Genomic DNA, 15,885 nt, shown 5'->3' on the forward strand with positions numbered 1-15,885 from the left:
CTCCCTAATGGATTGAAGTCAGTTCGGATCTTAAATGGTTAAGATCTTGGTCAGAACTACCCGAATGCCCAGCATAAGGCTGTTCTCTCCAGCGCTTGGTAAGCTCATTTCTAAAGTGCCCATCGAACAACTGCTCACGCAGCTTAATGATGCCGCCCATGCGCTGGATCCATGTCCAGCTTGGCTCCAGGAACCACGCTGACTCTCTGTACCACTGCAGGAAGGCTATCGCAAGCTCCACTGCTTCCTCTTGACCAGCCTCAACAGATAGAAGCTGCCCCTGTACAACAGGCTGCTTGCCGCTTCCTCCCACATACAACTCCCATCCGGCCGGAACAGCTGCAAAGCCCAAATCCTTGATCAAGGTTCCTGCAGAATGCGCGGGACTCCCGGACACGGCAATGAAGAGAGGACTTGGCATCTGAATGTTCCCAAAGCTCTTCTCAAGCCGGGCCGCCAATTCGCTTGCTTTATTGCCGGCCGCATCGCCTGAATCCGGGTCAACGCAAGTCGTAACCGGAGGAAGAGGATATCCGTAGCTATGCTCCAGAAGCTCTAACTCCAGATACTGGATTAGAGAATCGATATTGGACTCCTGAATCCCGGACAGTTCTATACCTCCATTCGTAAGACGAGTCTGTGGAATTTCGTACTTCCTCACCGCTTCGGCTATGGCTGTCAGCTCCTGTTCGCGAAGAGTTCCGCCTGGAATTCGCGGAATCACCGTATAAGTCCCATCATCTCTTCTCAAGGCTCCTAACTTCTCGCGGGAATGATCCGCACTGAACCTGGAGGTGTTCTGAACTCCAAGATAGTATCGAAGAGCAGGCCGGCATGTCGCACAGCCCGCTGGTTCATGCCAACCGAGAGAAGCCATGAGCTGATATTCATCTTCGTAGGCACTCGAGTGAGCAGCCTGCTTAACCAAATCATGCGAGGATGTCGTACAGCCACATATAGCCTCTGCGTTCGGAAGGCCTGATTCCTTATTCGTGCGTGTATATTCCAGAAGCGCGTCGACCAGCGGCCGGCATCCTCCACAAGTACCGGTGGCCCTAGTGCAATCCCTTATCTGCTCAACCGTCTCCAGTTCATTTTCACGTATAGATGTCATAATTGCTGACTTGCTCACCCCGTTACAGGAGCAGATCGTATCATGATCAGACATTTCGGCCACCCGCAGCTCATCAGATGCCAGATCCATGCCCTGATTCACCGTGGTGTACAGAATGGATGCATCCGCTTGCCGGCGAATATGCTCAAGCAGCTTGCTTCCCTCCCGCACATCCCCGAACAGTACTGCGCCAGCCAGGGTACCACTTCGGGAGATAACAATCTTCTTGTAGGTTCCTTTGTGACCGTCATAGGAAATGACGGACTGTTCGGCCGTTTCTTCTTGAATTTGACCGGCCGAGAATACTTCAATGCCCGCTACCTTTAACTGGGAGTATAAGGTCGAGCCAAGGTAAGGAGCTGTTTGTTGTCCGCACACCTTGCGGGCAAGTACTCTCCCTTGTTCATATAAGGGAGCGACAAGTCCATAAGATATGCCTCGATGCTCGGCACATTCACCTACTGCGTAGATATTTGGAGTACCAGTCTCCATATAATCGTTCACTACAATTCCGCGATTGACCCGGATACCGCTTCTAAGAGCCAACTCCACATTGGGCTTTATACCGACCGCCATAATGACAAGGTCGGCCGAAATGTGAGTTCCGTCTGTGAACTGCAGCCCGCCAGCCCGCTTTCGTCCCGTGATCCGCTTGGTGTTCTTATCCATAAGAAAGTTCATACCTTGAGCTTCCAGTCTCTCTTGAAGCATCCGCGCAGCCGTACTATCGAGCTGCCGGTTCATCAAGTAGGGGGAGTTATGGATAACATCTACCTCCATACCTTGGTTCAGTAAACCCCGGGCTGCTTCGAGACCTAACAGGCCGCCTCCAATCACTGCTGCTTTGCGGTAAGTCTTCGCTGCTTCCATTATTTGCAGACAATCTGTAATACTCCGGAAACCCATAACCCCTGGTTTGTCTGCACCAGGAAGGGGAAGCATGAAAGGAATCGAACCCGTGGCAAGAATCAGGACATCATAACCACGAATACGACCGGAATCCGACAGTACGGTCTGCCTCTCCGGGTCAATATGCATTACCTTCTCGCCAGTAAACAGCTGAATACCGTGCTTGATATACCAGCCTCTGTCATTCAGAACAATATCCTGAATTCCTGAATCACCCTGTAACACTTTAGATAATAGGATGCGGTTGTAATTGGGATGAGGCTCACTGCCGAAAATCGTGATCTCAAAATCATCCGGTGCGAGCTGCAAGATTTCTTCAATACACCGGACTCCAGCCATTCCGTTGCCTACCAGTACGAGTCTTTTTTTCATTCCTGCTCACTCCAATGCCAGAGAAACCTAAGAATCAAATATAGACAAAATTTATGTCAGATAAACTTACACAATGAAAATGCAATGTCACTTTTTCTTCTAACTTTTAACAAATATAGACCTTAATTAAAGAAATGGTCAATGTTTATGTTAGTTATTGTGACATAAATCATTTTGTTCATCCATATTCCATAATTTTATCAGCCATAGATATGACCGGATGTGTTACATATATGTCAATGTAAATGCACGCAAAAAAAGCTCCTCCGGCGGAACTGCCGGAAGAGCTTAATCATTTTCATATTCACAATGAACTTCTCTCTTGAATAAGATTTATACCTACAAATTCTTGGCTGCGAAAGTGTCTCCGCCTTCTATAGTTCCGCTTTGAAAGCCTTTGTAGAACCAGCTTTTCCTCTGCTCAGAAGTACCGTGGGTAAAGCTCTCAGGAACTACATAACCCCTGGCCTGCTTCTGCAAAGTATCATCACCTACTGCGCTTGCTGCGGTAAGGGCTTCATCCAGATCCCCTTCCTCCAGAACTCCCATCCCTTGAGCATGGTTGGCCCATACACCGGCCAGATAATCCGCCTGAAGTTCAAACCGCACAAGGTATTTATTGAACTCGGTCTCGCTCAGCTTCTGGCGGAGCGGCATGACTTTGTCGCTTGTTCCAAGCAATGTCTGTACATGGTGCCCCACCTCATGCGCGATGACATATGCCATGGCAAAGTCACCCGGAGCTTTAAACTTCTGCTTGAGCTCGTCATAGAAACTTAGATCAATATAGAGCTTCCGGTCCCCTGGACAGTAGAAAGGTCCCACAGATGAGCCCGCTGTTCCACATGCAGATTCCACACTTCCTGAATACAGCACCAGAGTTGGATTCTGATAAGTCATTCCTTTCTCCTTAAATACCTCAGTCCATACGTCCTCCATGTCGGCCAGGACGACCGAGACGAAATCTTTGAGCTCCTGTTCTTGCTGTGTAGGGGCATAGGATGAACTGCTATCGGCTCCAGTCCCCGTTATATTATTGAGCAGGTCACCGCCATTCCCGCCAAGTAAAGTGACGAGCAGCATGATAATGATCCCGCCGATTCCCCCTCCTACGAGGGTTTTGCCGCCCATCCCCCTTCGGTCCTCGACGTTGGTGCTTTCTCTTCTACCTTTCCACTGCATACGGTAACCTCCTCTATGTCATCGATTAACCATTCTAAATGTATAAGTGTTTATACCCCGAAATCAGCGTGATTCACACTCCATTTACTGGAATAGGCCAACATATTAAAAAATTACATATTGACAACTTTTAAATATGGTTATAAAGTTACCCTTGTATTGATACTGATAATCATTATCACTAGATCAATCGAATATAATTAAAGGAGCTTGAAATATGCGAAAATTATTTATCCCGTTCATCCTGCTTACGCTAGTTCTGGTAAGTGCATGCAGCAGCACCGCTTCAGAAACACCCAAGAAGGAAGCTGTTACAGATGCGAAACCGACTACCATTACATACCAATCTGAAAATGGACCTATCCAGGTTCCTGCCAATCCTCAGCGCGTCCTTGTCCTCTCTTCCTATGCCGGAAATGTTATGGCCCTGGGTGTGAACCTTGTGGGTGTTGATTCCTGGTCCAAGATGAATCCCCGGTTCGATAAGCTAAAAGACGTGCAAGAGGTCTCGGATGAAAGTCTTGAGAAGATTATTGAGCTGAAGCCCGATCTTATTATCGGTCTATCCACGATCAAGAATATAGAGAAGCTGAAGCAGATCGCACCTACGGTGACTTACACGTATGGGAAAGTGGATTATCTAACCCAGCACCTGGAAATCGGCAAGCTTCTTAACAAAGAGAAAGAAGCCCAGGCCTGGATCGACGATTTCAAGACACGGGCTCAGAAGGCCGGGGAGGAGATCAAAGCAAAAATCGGAGCGGACACAACCGTCTCTGTCATCGAGAATTTTAATAAGCAGCTGTATGTATTCGGCAATAACTGGGGCCGGGGCACGGAGATTCTTTTCCAGGAAATGAAGCTCGCCATGCCGCAAAAGGTGAAGGACATGGCCTTGAAGGATGGATATTACGCTCTATCCACCGAAGTATTGCCTGAATATGCCGGTGATTATGTCATCCTGAGCAAGAATCCGGATACGGACAATTCTTTTCAGCAAACCGACATTTACAAGAACATACCGGCTGTGAAGAACAACCATGTCTTTGAAGCCAATGCGAAGGAATTCTATTTCAATGATCCGCTGACCTTGGACTATCAGCTGCAGTTCTTCATTCAGAAATTCCTGGGGAAATAAGCTGCAATGAATAGATCTGGCAAGCGTTCAATCCCTTTTGCTTATAAAATGGTTGGCGGTATTCTCTTCATGGTACTCATGTTCATCCTGGCTATGATTCTTGGTGCAGCGGATGCGACAATCCAGGATATCTGGTTGGCTCTTACCTCCAGCCGGACCAGCAATGCCATCTCCATGATCCGGGATCTCAGGCTTCCCAGGGAGGTTGCGGGAATGTTTGTCGGTTCTGCCCTCGCGGTATCGGGTGCAATCATGCAGGGCATGACACGCAATCCGTTAGCCGACCCGAGCTTGCTCGGTCTGACTTCAGGCGCAAATGCTGCCCTGGCATTTACGATGGCTTTTATACCGGCTGTTGGTTACTTTGGAATCATGACGGCTTGCTTTGTTGGTGCAGGAGTCGGAGCGCTGTTAATCTTCGGGATTGCCGCTATTCGGTCGGGCGGCTTCTCCCCTCTGCGGATTGTACTGGCTGGTTCTGCAGTCTCCGCATTTCTCTATGCGGTTGCCGAAGGCATTTCCTTGTATTTCAAGATTTCCAAGGATATCTCCATGTGGACGGCAGGCGGATTAATCGGAACGACTTGGGAACAGATCCAAGTAATCGTCCCTTTTATCATAACGGGTACTCTGGTCTCCATTGTGTTATCCAAGCAGCTGACAGTTCTTAGTCTCAATGAAGAAGTAGCGACCTCGCTTGGGCAGAGAACCACAGTGATCAAGGCCGTTCTAATTGTTGTTATTGTCATGCTGGCGGGTGCATCCGTCGCGCTGGTCGGGAACCTCGCCTTTATCGGATTAATGATTCCCCATATTGCGCGTGCGTTAACGGGTACGGATTACCGTTATATCATTCCAATGTCGGCCGTGCTCGGAGCTTCCTTTATGCTGCTCGCGGATACCATGGGGCGGGTGCTGAATCCTCCATACGAGACACCCGTAGCTGCAATTGTTGCGATGCTCGGTCTGCCCTTCTTCCTTGTTATTGTTCATAAGGGAGGTAAAGCATTCACATGATTCATCAAGCGAGCTTAGTGAGAAGACAGCGACTTATCCTAATGGCGCTCTTAATATTGACAGTATTAACTACGGTGATGGGAATGGGTATGGGATACGCATCCCTTTCCTTTGACCGGCTCATTCCTACACTGCTGGGACAGGGAACATTTGCCGAAAATTTCGTGTTATTCTCGGTGCGGATACCTCGGATGCTGATCACTTTGTTATCAGGTATGGCGCTCGCAGTATCCGGAGCCATCCTACAGGGGATTACCCGCAATGACCTCGCGGATCCGGGAATCATCGGAATTAATTCGGGGGCTGGTGCAGCCATTGCCTTATTCTTCTTATACTTCCCGCTTGAGGCTGGGAACTTCATCTATGTGCTGCCCTTGGTAGCCTTTATCGGAGCTTTAGTAACAGCAGGCTTGATCTATTTGTTCTCGTATTCGCGATCAAGCGGCCTTCAGCCCGTAAAGCTTGTATTGATCGGCGTAGGCTTCTCCATGGCTCTCTCGGGCATTATGATCATCATCATTTCTTCAGCCGAAAGAGAGAAGGTTGATTTCATCGCCAAATGGCTGGCCGGAAATGTATGGGGAACGGATTGGCCGTTCATCTGGGCGCTGCTTCCGTGGCTATGTGTTCTTATCCCTTTCACCTTGTACAAAGCAAACCGCCTTAATCTGCTGAGTCTGAACGAACCTGTAGCAATTGGGGTGGGGCTCTCTGTGGAGAAGGAACGCATAGTTATGCTGTTGACTGCCGTAGCTTTGGCTGCTTCCGCAGTCTCCGTCACCGGTGGAATTGCCTTCATCGGACTTATGGCGCCGCATATAGCCAGAGCCTTGGTCGGTCCGAGACATCAGCTTTATCTTCCGATTGCTACGTTGATCGGCGGGTGGCTGCTGGTCTTTGCCGATACGGTGGGTCGCAATCTCATAGACCCGGACGGGATTCCCGCCGGGATCATGGTATCTTTGATTGGAGCCCCCTACTTTATTTATCTATTATTGAGAAAATAATTACCTATCCCTCCCCGGTCTAATTGGCTGGGGAGTTTTTGCACTGCATCAGCAATATGGATCTGTAACTTGAAGCCTTATGCCTTGATTCAAATTATGGCGAATAAGTTACTGATATATGAACCACATTATGCTGTAACAATGCAGTGAAGGAAGAAGGAATTAGAACCATGTATCTATTATTGGCGCTCCTTCCGGCTGTCTGCTGGGGAAGCATTATTTTCTTCAATGCCAAACTGGGCGGAGATGCCTACAGTCAAGTACTCGGAACGGCCATAGGCGCGCTGATATTCTCGGTCGCCTTATATGCGTTCAGTTCCCCGGCCTTATCCCCGCTGATCTGGATCGTCGGCGTGATCTCAGGTCTGTTCTGGTCGATTGGGCAGAGCAATCAGCTTAAGGCCGTTCAATATATGGGCGTATCCCGTACGGTACCCCTATCCACAGGAATGCAGCTCGTCTCAACGACACTGGTCGGAGTCATTGCTTTTCATGAATGGAACAATCTGGTGACGATTCTGCTCGGTACGACTGCGATACTATGTATTATTCTGGGCGCAGTCTTCACGGTCATCGGTGACAAGAAGGCGGCCAATCCGGATGCAAAGGACGCAAAGGACGCAAAATCAAAAGTAAGCCGCGGTCTTGTCATTTTACTTGTGTCTACCGCAGGTTATCTCATCTATGTCAGTCTTCTCCGCTATTTCAATATTAATGGCTGGGCAGCTGTTCTTCCTCAGGGAATCGGGATCACTTTAGGAACCTTGCTGTTAACATTCAAGCATGATCCGTTTAATAAATATATGACGAGGAATATTCTCACGGGGATCTGGTGGGGGATAGGCAATTTAGGCCTGCTGCTATCTCTCCCCCATATCGGACAGGCAACCAGCTACTCTCTCTCCCAGACCGGGATTATTATCTCCACACTTGGGGGTATCTTTTTTCTGGGCGAGAAGAAATCAAGGCGGCAGATCGTCTTCGTCATTATAGGCTGCTGCCTGATTATTGCCGGAGGCATCATGATGGGATTCACCAAAAGATAATTTAGGAGATGCTTACATGTACAAAGATCTTGAAGGAAAGACTGTAATCATTACTGGAGCCTCAAGCGGGATAGGCAAGGCTATGGCCCTTCGCTTCGGGCAGGAGAAAGCCAATGTAATCGTGAATTACCGCTCTCCCAGCAAAGATCTGGATCAATTGATCGAAGACATCAAGCAAAGCGGCGGTAAGGCCGTGGCCGTGCAGGGGGATGTAACGAAAGAGGACGATGTTAAGAAGCTGATTCATTCTGCAGACGAAGCCTTTGGCCGTGTCGATGTCTACATCAACAACGCCGGTGTGGAGAATGAGGTTCACTCTGAGGAGTTATCGCTCGAGGACTGGAACAAGGTGATTAACGTGAACTTGACCGGTGCTTTCCTCGGGAGCCGTGAAGCCATTCATTATATGCTGGAAAAGAAGATCAAAGGCTCTGTGATCAACATGTCCAGTGTCCATGAGAAGATTCCTTGGCCCCATTTCGTGCACTATGCCGCGAGTAAGGGCGGAATTAAAATGTTGACGGAGACTCTTGCTCTTGAATTTGCGCCTCATGGCATCCGGGTGAACAGTATAGGTCCTGGAGCCATTAATACGCCAATCAATGCCAAGAAATTTGCCGATCCTAAGATCAAGGAAGATGTCGTCTCCATGATCCCGATCGGTTACATTGGGGAGCCCCATGAAATTGCTGCCGTTGCCGCTTGGCTTGCGTCATCCGAAGCCAGCTACGTAACCGGAATTACACTCTTCGCGGACGGCGGTATGACCAAGTATCCAAGCTTTCAGGGAGGACGCGGATAAGCCGGTCCTTCACATCAAGAGAGGATGCCCAGTAGCCATTATATGGACTACCGGGCATCCTCTCTTGTTGATTCAAGCCTATATTTTCCGAGGCAAAATTGATCCACTGCGCTACTTAGCGGCCTCCCTTTTCCTGATGGGCTGTCTTCCGCTTCGGCTTGCAATGAACACACCGCCAAGTATGAGAATCAGCCCAGCTACGAGGTTCCATCCAATAGGCTCATGCAGCAGAGTATAGCCCCATATCATGGCTGATGCCGGGACAAGGTAGGTTACCGAGGTGGCAAACTCCGGGCTTCCTCTGAGCACCATATAGTTGAACAGAATATAAGCTACCCCTGACCCCAGAACGCCCAGTCCGAGAAGTCCGAACAAATTGGCCGGGACTGTTATTTTGCTGAGGTTCACCCCTTCTGTTGCAGCGGCGAGTATGCCGCTTCCCAACATCGCACCCAGCAGCGTTCCAAATGTTAACTGATACATGTTAAGGCCGCCTAACTGTCTTTTGGATAATTGGGAACCTACTGCATAACAGAGTGTAGCTGCAATCATCGCGCCGAATCCGAGTAGATCCACCTGAAGAAATGAACCGGGCCGGATTCCGACCAAGACGATCAAGCCCACTAGCGCAACCCCCATTCCAAGCCACTGAATTCGCCGGAATCTTGAGCCGAAGAACGCAAGCCCCACAAGCATGGTCCATATCGGGGTCGTTGCATTCAGCACGGAGGCCATACTGCTGGCCAGTCTGGTCTCGCTAAACCCAATTAACGTCCAGGGAAATGCCATATTAATCATGGCTACAATCAGGGTGGGAACCCATTTGATCTGCCGCACAGCGAACGGAATTCGCATAATCAGCATATACGCCGTAATGAACAAGAATCCGAAGGTTGATCGCAGAAATGCGATTTCCCAAGGACCAAAATCATGGAGCAGATTTTTGATAAAAAAGAACGAGCCTCCCCAGATCAAGCTCAGGAGGACTAGTGAAATATACAGTGAACGCGCCAACGATTTCCCTTCTTTCTATGTGCAGAACTCCTATGGTTATGTCCCTATATGTTAACTGATTTTTGAGAAGATGCACAGTAAGTACATGCGGCATTCGCTGCCAGCTGCTCATGTGCTTACTCAGGATGGAAACTTTTGACCAATGAACTCCCGGTATAGGCATGCTACAATTTGTAGCGAACTTGATTCTAGTAATTTAGCTGTTCGGAATACTAGAATCCAAGTAAATAAAGGCCGAAGCTTACTTTAAGCACGGGGGACCCATATACTGGGGTGAAGCTACTTATGTGGCGGGGTGATTACTCTTTGACCCTAATCCGTCAGCTAACCTCGCAGGCTGTTAAAAGGAGAAATGTCAACATGAGATTCACAAAAAGTCTAATTACCGGCGCACTTGCGCTTAGCATGGTTGTAGGAACCGGAGCGGCATCCGCATCCGCCAATACCACTACGGGAAGTTACAAAGTCTGGACCTACAGCACGAACCAAACTTTTACCAACCAGAACTTCTCCTGGGAGAACTTTCTGCAGCAGTTCGAAGATTTGAATCGTAAAGGGTCAGCCAAAGTTGGGCAGGGAACTGGCAATCAGGCACAGACGAACACGAAGACAAACAACAACACAACACAGGCTAACACAAACACTGCACAGAACAGCACCAAGACTACGCAGACTACTACAACTGCAGCCCAGAACAATACGAACACAACTCAAGCAAGCACTTCAAAGACTGCTTATGCCGCTCAGGTTGTATCATTAGTTAACCAGGAACGTGCCAAAGCTGGCGTGAAGCCGCTCGCCGCAGACCAAGCCTTGGCTGCTATGGCGCTGGATAAAGCCAAAGATATGTACAACAAAGGTTATTTCGATCATACATCACCTACCTACGGTTCCCCATTTGATATGATGAATGCATATGGAATTCATTACACTTATGCGGGAGAGAATATTGCCAAGGGCCAGAAGGATCCTGCAGAAGTGATGGCAGCCTGGATGAACAGCCCCGGACACAAACAGAACATCCTAAGTCCGAATTATACAAAAATCGGTGTTGCCTATTATAACGGCGAATGGGTTCAGGAATTTATTGCGAACTAATTAAGCAGCTTTGAGCAAATAAAAGCTTCACAGCAAAAAGACTATTCAGGCATGGCAACAGGCCGAATAGTCTTTTTTGCTGTGAAGAATGATTAACTTATATACTTGGGCGAAGGTTAATTCTTCTTCTCATCTCTATAGAAGACTTCCGCGCCCGCAATACCGGGATGCGTCATCTCATAAGGATCCAGAATCAAATTCAGTTCCTCTTCGGTAAGGACATTATATTTCAGACACAGTGCTCTTACGGACTCCCCTGTGAGAATAGCCTCGCGGGCAATTCTGGATACGACCTCATAACCCAGATGCGGGTTCACGGCGGTAATAATGCCCACGCTTCTCTCCACATCCTCCTTCATCTTGTCCTTATTCGCTTCAATTCCCGACAAGCAATAGTCTGTAAATACCCGGAACGAATTGTTCATCATGCTGATGGACTGAATCAAATTAAAGACGAGCACCGGCTCCATTACATTTAGCTCGAGCTGCCCTGCTGATGAGGCGAGACATATCGTGTGATCGTTGCCGATGACCTGGAATGCCACCTGATTAATGACCTCGGCCATAACCGGATTGACTTTGCCTGGCATGATCGAAGAGCCCGGCTGCCTTGCAGGCAGAGAAATTTCGTTAAATCCCACACGTGGACCCGAGGCCATGAGTCTCAGATCGTTAGCGATCTTGGACATATTCATCATGCAGACTTTAAGCGCTGCGGAGACTTCCGTATAGGCGTCCGTATTTTGCGTAGCGTCCACGAGATGAGATGCCGTCTCAAGCGGAAAACCGCTAATCTCCGCCAAATATTCAACGACGAGCTCAATATATTTGGGATCCGCATTGAGCCCGGTCCCCACGGCAGTTGCACCCATATTCACTTCATACAGATGCTGTCTCGAATTCTCAATCCGGAGAATATCTCTCTCCAGCACCCGGTAATAGGCTTCAAATTCTTGCCCAAGCCGGATCGGCACTGCATCCTGAAGATGGGTTCTGCCCATTTTGATCACATGGTCGAATTCTTTCGCCTTGGCAACAAATACCTCATGCATATAACGCATGGTGATCAAAAGCTGCTCCATCAAAGACAGGACGGCAATATGTATAGCTGTTGGAAAAGCATCATTGGTCGATTGCGCCATGTTCACATGGGAGTTCGGGCTCAGGAAAGCATAATCGCCTTTCTCCTTACCAAGCAGCTCAAGCGCACGGTTCGCTATCACCTCATTCGTATTCATATTGAGGGACGTCCCGGCACCCCCCTGGATCGGATCAACGATGAATTGGTCATGCCATTTCCCCTCGATGATCTCCTCGGCCGCTTGAACAATGACTTCCCCATGTCCTGCATACAATCTGCCAATCTTCATATTCGCCAAGGCCGCCGCTTTCTTCACCATGGCCATGGATTTGATTAACTCAATATGTACTCTATAACCTGTAATCGGAAAGTTCTCGACCGCTCGCAGCGTCTGAATTCCATAATAGGCACTAGCCTCTACTTCCTTGGTACCCAAGAAATCCTTCTCGGTACGAAATAAGGGTTCTGTCACACAACATTCCTCCGAAATTCAAGGTGTAAGACTGGAACGAAAATCGATGTCCATATGCTTTCTTATAACATACTCCCGGCAAGAAAGAAACCGCTCCATGAGACCCGCCGCACACAGATTGGAGAACGACAAACCGATAGGATTCCGCCAAACAGATTGGAAAACGCCAAACAGCAAGTCTCCATAGGCCTGGAGACTTGCTGCCATGTTAGGTTTATACAACAGCTGCTTTCGGTAGGTCCATCTGCTCCGGATCATAATGAAGCGTCTTCAGATAGCTGATGGTTCTTGATGAAGAATGCATGACGACGGAGTGCGTCTCAGCTTGTTCACCTGGTAAATATCTCACCCCGGTTAGGAAGTCGCCTGAGGTTACTCCTGTTGCTACGAACAGCACGCTCCCTGAGCCTACCATATCCACCATACGCAGCAGCTGATCAGGCTGCTTAAGCCCCATTTGCTTGCAGCGCTCCACATCTTCCGGACCCTCCGTCAGCAGCCTGCCCTGCATTTCCCCGCCAAGGCATTTCAAGGCGGCTGCGGCCAGCACCCCCTCTGGCGCTCCCCCTGAACCCACATACATATCTACTTCATGATCCATGGCAGCCTCGATGGCGCCCATCACATCTCCATGACTGAGCAGCTTGATGCGGACACCCGCCCGTCTGAGTGAAGAGATCATCTCCCTGTGCCGTTCACGGTCTAAAATGGATACGGTCATTTCGGATAGAGGCTTGCCCAGAATTCTCGATGCCTTGGCAAGCGTGGTCTCTATAGGATCATCAAGAGAAAGCTGCCCTGCAAGCAGTGGGCCGACGGCCAGCTTCTGCATGTAAATATCCGGGGCATGCAGCAGATTGCCCTTCGGCGCGGCTGCAATGACTGAGATTGCATTGCTCAGTCCATTTGCTACCGTCTCTGTTCCCTCAAGCGGATCGACAGCCACATCCATCCCCGGACCGCGGCCGCTCCCTACTTTCTCACCAATATACAGCATGGGAGCTTCATCCATTTCGCCTTCTCCAATGACTACAGTGCCGTCAATAGCTATAGAATCAAACTTGCTGCGGATAGCTGTAGTTGCCGCTTCGTCGGCGCTATGCTTGTCGCCCCTGCCAATCCAGCGCCCGGATTTAAGTGCTGCCGCTTCCGTAATTCGTACCAATTCCAAAGCTAAATGACGTTCCATATGAATTCCCTCCACTCAAATGATGTATCTATAAGTACTTCATGATCAATCCGGCTGTCTCTTCGATCGCTTTGTCGGTTACATCAATAACTGGACACCCTATTGAACTGAACAGGGCCTGCGCATAGCTTAGTTCCTCTTCTATTCTTTCAAGCGTGGCATATTGAGCACCGTTCGGCAGCCCCATAGCCTTGAGTCTTTCCGTACGTATCTTCATCAGATGCTTCGCATCAATGGTCAATCCAATGATTTTGTTCGGGTTAACCTCACGCAGCTGAGCCGGCGGAATTAATTCCGGTACTACGGGATAATTCACAACCTTCTTGCCTTTATGAGCCAAAAAGATGGAGAGTGGCGTCTTGGAGATCCGCGACACTCCAAGCAGCACGACATCAGCCTTCAGTATGGCGCTGACATCCTTGCCGTCATCATTATTGACGGCGAACTCCACCGCTTCAACCCGGCGGAAGTAATCCTCATCCAGCCGGTGAAGCAGACCGGGAGTCCGTTTGGGTGAATCTCCAAAGGTATCAATGAACGCCTGCATCATGGGCCCCATGATGTCCACGGCCCGAACATTAAGACGAACCGCTTCTTCCTTTATCGCTTCCCGCAGCTCGGGCTGGACCAGAGTATATACCACGAATCCTTCGCGCCGCGAGACCTCTTCCATTAATAAGGAAAGCTCGTCTTCATGACGAACATTCATGAATCGCTTGATCTCTGTGTTCGGAAGCTCGAACTGGCGAAGTGCAGCCTGAACGACAGCCTCGGCTGTCTCCCCAATGGAATCCGAACAAATTGCTATGAAATGAGCTGGAGCCTGATTCATCCCATTCCTCCCATTAATCCTCTGCTACCGTCTCAAGTAACATTTTGATGATGTTAGTTTTTGTTATGCGTCCAACTACATTCCATTCTCCAGGCTTGCCAGATGGAGCTGGTACTACCACAGGAAGACTATCAATCTGATGTGTAATAATCTTGCGGGCTGCTTCGAGAACTGTATCTTCCGGTGAAATCGTAACGACATTGGCACGCCGGGTCATAATTAAGCTTACCGGCATGGTAGAAGCCGCTGCATTTCCGAGGGTAACCTTGAGCAGATCTTTGCGGGAGACAATTCCGGCTAATCTTCCCTCATCATCGGTAACAATCAGATTCCCTACATTCTCAAGGAATAGGGAGACGACCGCATCATGGATGGTCGTGGTCTCGCGGACAACAACCGGCACTCCATGAAGATCCCCTACCTTCATATCCAGCAGCCGGACCTTGTTCCCGCTTTCGGCGGCCCCTCTCTTCCCGAGGAAATAGCCCACCTTCGGCTTGGCATCAATATGATCGAGCATCACGAGGATGGATAAATCCGATCGGATGGTTGGACGCGTTAAATTTAGCATTTCCGCGATTTGTTCCCCGGTGATCGGGGCGTGTTTTTTGACTATATTAATGATCTCCAATTGACGGGATGTCAGTTCGATAATAGATCCCTCCGCTTCCGGATATATTCGCTCCTAGTATAACATTGCCCCGGAACCAAATCTGAGGCAGAAGCGAATTCTCAGTTCCTCCTTCCTTTAGAGATTGTTTCCTGGGGATATAATACGTCATATATAATTTAAAATCAATATATAATACACATTATTTATTTATTAGGGTGATTTATTATTTTTCTCAGTCTTATTTATTTCACTGATCACCATAATCAAGTACAATAGCTTGTAGACAGCTGACGCTAGATTCTACATACATCAAGGGAGTTATATCAGCATGAAATATTATGGCAGGATCTATACAGTGCTTATTGTAATCGGATTTCAGCTCGTTGACTTTTTGAATCGGCATTATAATCATCTGGGATTCAATTTCGTAGACGTTCTATCCTATTCCCTTACGATTACAGCCGGATTTCTAATAGGACTCAAATATGACCAAGCCGTCTTCTATTCCCAAAGGGATGAACTAACCACCCTGTATAACCGCCGTTACTTAAGCAAATTCTTCAGCAAACTTTCTCCTTCGGGACATACCAAGTATTTCGTACTGGTCATCGACTGTGATAATTTTAAGACAATTAATGATTCTTACGGCCATCATATAGGAGATCTGGTTCTGCAGAAGACTGGAGCCATTCTTCTAACTTCCACCCGCAAGCAGGATATAGTGGCACGCTGGGGCGGGGATGAATTCGTCATTATCGGTCAGTATGAAGATAAGGAAGCCATGAGAAATTTCATGCGGCGACTGAATGGTGAGTTCCAATCCATGTCCTCCTCTCTTGGATTTACAGCATCGATCTCAATTGGTTACTCCCTCTATCCTGATCATAGCGAAGAACTTCAGGAGCTGCTTAAGCGGGCTGACCACAATATGTATGTGTCCAAAGAAGGCAAAAAGAAGCCATTCTAATCCCACATTGGGGTCAGAATGGCTTCTTCTCA

General features: G+C 48.6%; 14 protein-coding genes and 1 riboswitch. Of the genes, 7 read left to right on the top strand and 7 right to left on the bottom strand.

What is annotated here, in order from left to right:
• Positions 1 to 4: 4 nt before the first annotated feature.
• Together nirB and ypfJ are read right to left on the bottom strand one after the other, a co-directional pair.
• On the bottom strand, positions 5 to 2,395 hold the full coding sequence (nirB, locus tag ACEN86_RS11395) for a nitrite reductase large subunit NirB (protein WP_495630763.1): 2,391 nt from the start codon (positions 2,393 to 2,395) through the stop codon (positions 5 to 7).
• 339 nt (positions 2,396 to 2,734) lie between these two features.
• Positions 2,735 to 3,577, bottom strand: coding sequence for a KPN_02809 family neutral zinc metallopeptidase (gene ypfJ, locus ACEN86_RS11400; RefSeq protein ID WP_495630764.1), 843 nt, complete (start codon positions 3,575 to 3,577; stop codon positions 2,735 to 2,737).
• A gap of 217 nt (positions 3,578 to 3,794) precedes the next feature.
• On the opposite strand from ypfJ, the gene ACEN86_RS11405 reads away from it, so the two are divergent.
• The 5 genes from ACEN86_RS11405 (at position 3,795) to ACEN86_RS11425 (ending at position 8,587) form a co-directional block, all read left to right on the top strand.
• Positions 3,795 to 4,715: an iron-hydroxamate ABC transporter substrate-binding protein gene (locus ACEN86_RS11405; RefSeq protein ID WP_495630765.1), complete on the top strand. Its 921-nt coding sequence runs from the start codon at positions 3,795 to 3,797 to the stop codon at positions 4,713 to 4,715.
• A 6-nt stretch (positions 4,716 to 4,721) separates the two neighbouring features.
• Positions 4,722 to 5,732, top strand: a complete 1,011-nt coding sequence (locus ACEN86_RS11410; protein ID WP_495630766.1) for a FecCD family ABC transporter permease — start codon at positions 4,722 to 4,724, stop codon at positions 5,730 to 5,732.
• On the top strand, positions 5,729 to 6,739 hold the full coding sequence (locus ACEN86_RS11415; RefSeq protein ID WP_495630767.1) for a FecCD family ABC transporter permease: 1,011 nt from the start codon (positions 5,729 to 5,731) through the stop codon (positions 6,737 to 6,739). The genes ACEN86_RS11410 and ACEN86_RS11415 overlap by 4 nt, the downstream gene beginning before the upstream one ends.
• Before the next feature lie 170 nt (positions 6,740 to 6,909).
• Positions 6,910 to 7,785 carry a GRP family sugar transporter gene (locus ACEN86_RS11420; protein WP_495630768.1) on the top strand — a complete coding sequence of 292 codons (876 nt, stop codon included), beginning with the start codon at positions 6,910 to 6,912 and terminating at the stop codon, positions 7,783 to 7,785.
• A gap of 16 nt (positions 7,786 to 7,801) precedes the next feature.
• Positions 7,802 to 8,587, top strand: coding sequence for a glucose-1-dehydrogenase (locus tag ACEN86_RS11425; protein ID WP_495630769.1), 786 nt, complete (start codon positions 7,802 to 7,804; stop codon positions 8,585 to 8,587).
• Positions 8,588 to 8,698: 111 nt separating this feature from the next.
• On the opposite strand, the gene ACEN86_RS11430 is transcribed toward ACEN86_RS11425, so the two are convergent.
• On the bottom strand, positions 8,699 to 9,601 hold the full coding sequence (locus ACEN86_RS11430) for a DMT family transporter (RefSeq protein ID WP_495630770.1): 903 nt from the start codon (positions 9,599 to 9,601) through the stop codon (positions 8,699 to 8,701).
• A gap of 222 nt (positions 9,602 to 9,823) precedes the next feature.
• A riboswitch (cyclic di-AMP (ydaO/yuaA leader) is annotated at positions 9,824 to 9,955 on the top strand.
• 6 nt (positions 9,956 to 9,961) lie between these two features.
• Here ACEN86_RS11430 and ACEN86_RS11435 point away from each other — a divergent pair.
• Entirely contained in the window at positions 9,962 to 10,699 is a 738-nt protein-coding gene (locus tag ACEN86_RS11435) for a CAP domain-containing protein (protein ID WP_495630771.1), read from the top strand.
• 116 nt (positions 10,700 to 10,815) lie between these two features.
• Here ACEN86_RS11435 and aspA read toward each other — a convergent pair whose 3' ends face one another.
• The 4 genes from aspA to ACEN86_RS11455 form a co-directional block, all read right to left on the bottom strand.
• Positions 10,816 to 12,252, bottom strand: a complete 1,437-nt coding sequence (gene aspA, locus ACEN86_RS11440; protein ID WP_495630772.1) for an aspartate ammonia-lyase — start codon at positions 12,250 to 12,252, stop codon at positions 10,816 to 10,818.
• 214 nt (positions 12,253 to 12,466) lie between these two features.
• On the bottom strand, positions 12,467 to 13,441 hold the full coding sequence (gene glpX, locus ACEN86_RS11445) for a class II fructose-bisphosphatase (RefSeq protein WP_495630773.1): 975 nt from the start codon (positions 13,439 to 13,441) through the stop codon (positions 12,467 to 12,469).
• Positions 13,442 to 13,469: 28 nt separating this feature from the next.
• Positions 13,470 to 14,273, bottom strand: a complete 804-nt coding sequence (locus ACEN86_RS11450; protein WP_495630774.1) for a pyruvate, water dikinase regulatory protein — start codon at positions 14,271 to 14,273, stop codon at positions 13,470 to 13,472.
• 13 nt (positions 14,274 to 14,286) lie between these two features.
• On the bottom strand, positions 14,287 to 14,904 hold the full coding sequence (locus tag ACEN86_RS11455) for a helix-turn-helix transcriptional regulator (protein ID WP_495630775.1): 618 nt from the start codon (positions 14,902 to 14,904) through the stop codon (positions 14,287 to 14,289).
• Between the two features lie 310 nt (positions 14,905 to 15,214).
• Between ACEN86_RS11455 and ACEN86_RS11460 the strand changes: the two genes are divergently transcribed.
• A complete protein-coding gene (locus ACEN86_RS11460) occupies positions 15,215 to 15,853 on the top strand; it encodes a GGDEF domain-containing protein (RefSeq protein ID WP_495630776.1) in 639 nt (212 codons plus the stop codon).
• The last annotated feature ends 32 nt before the right edge of the window (positions 15,854 to 15,885 follow it).

The organism is Paenibacillus sp. Paensp111 (assembly GCF_059492195.1).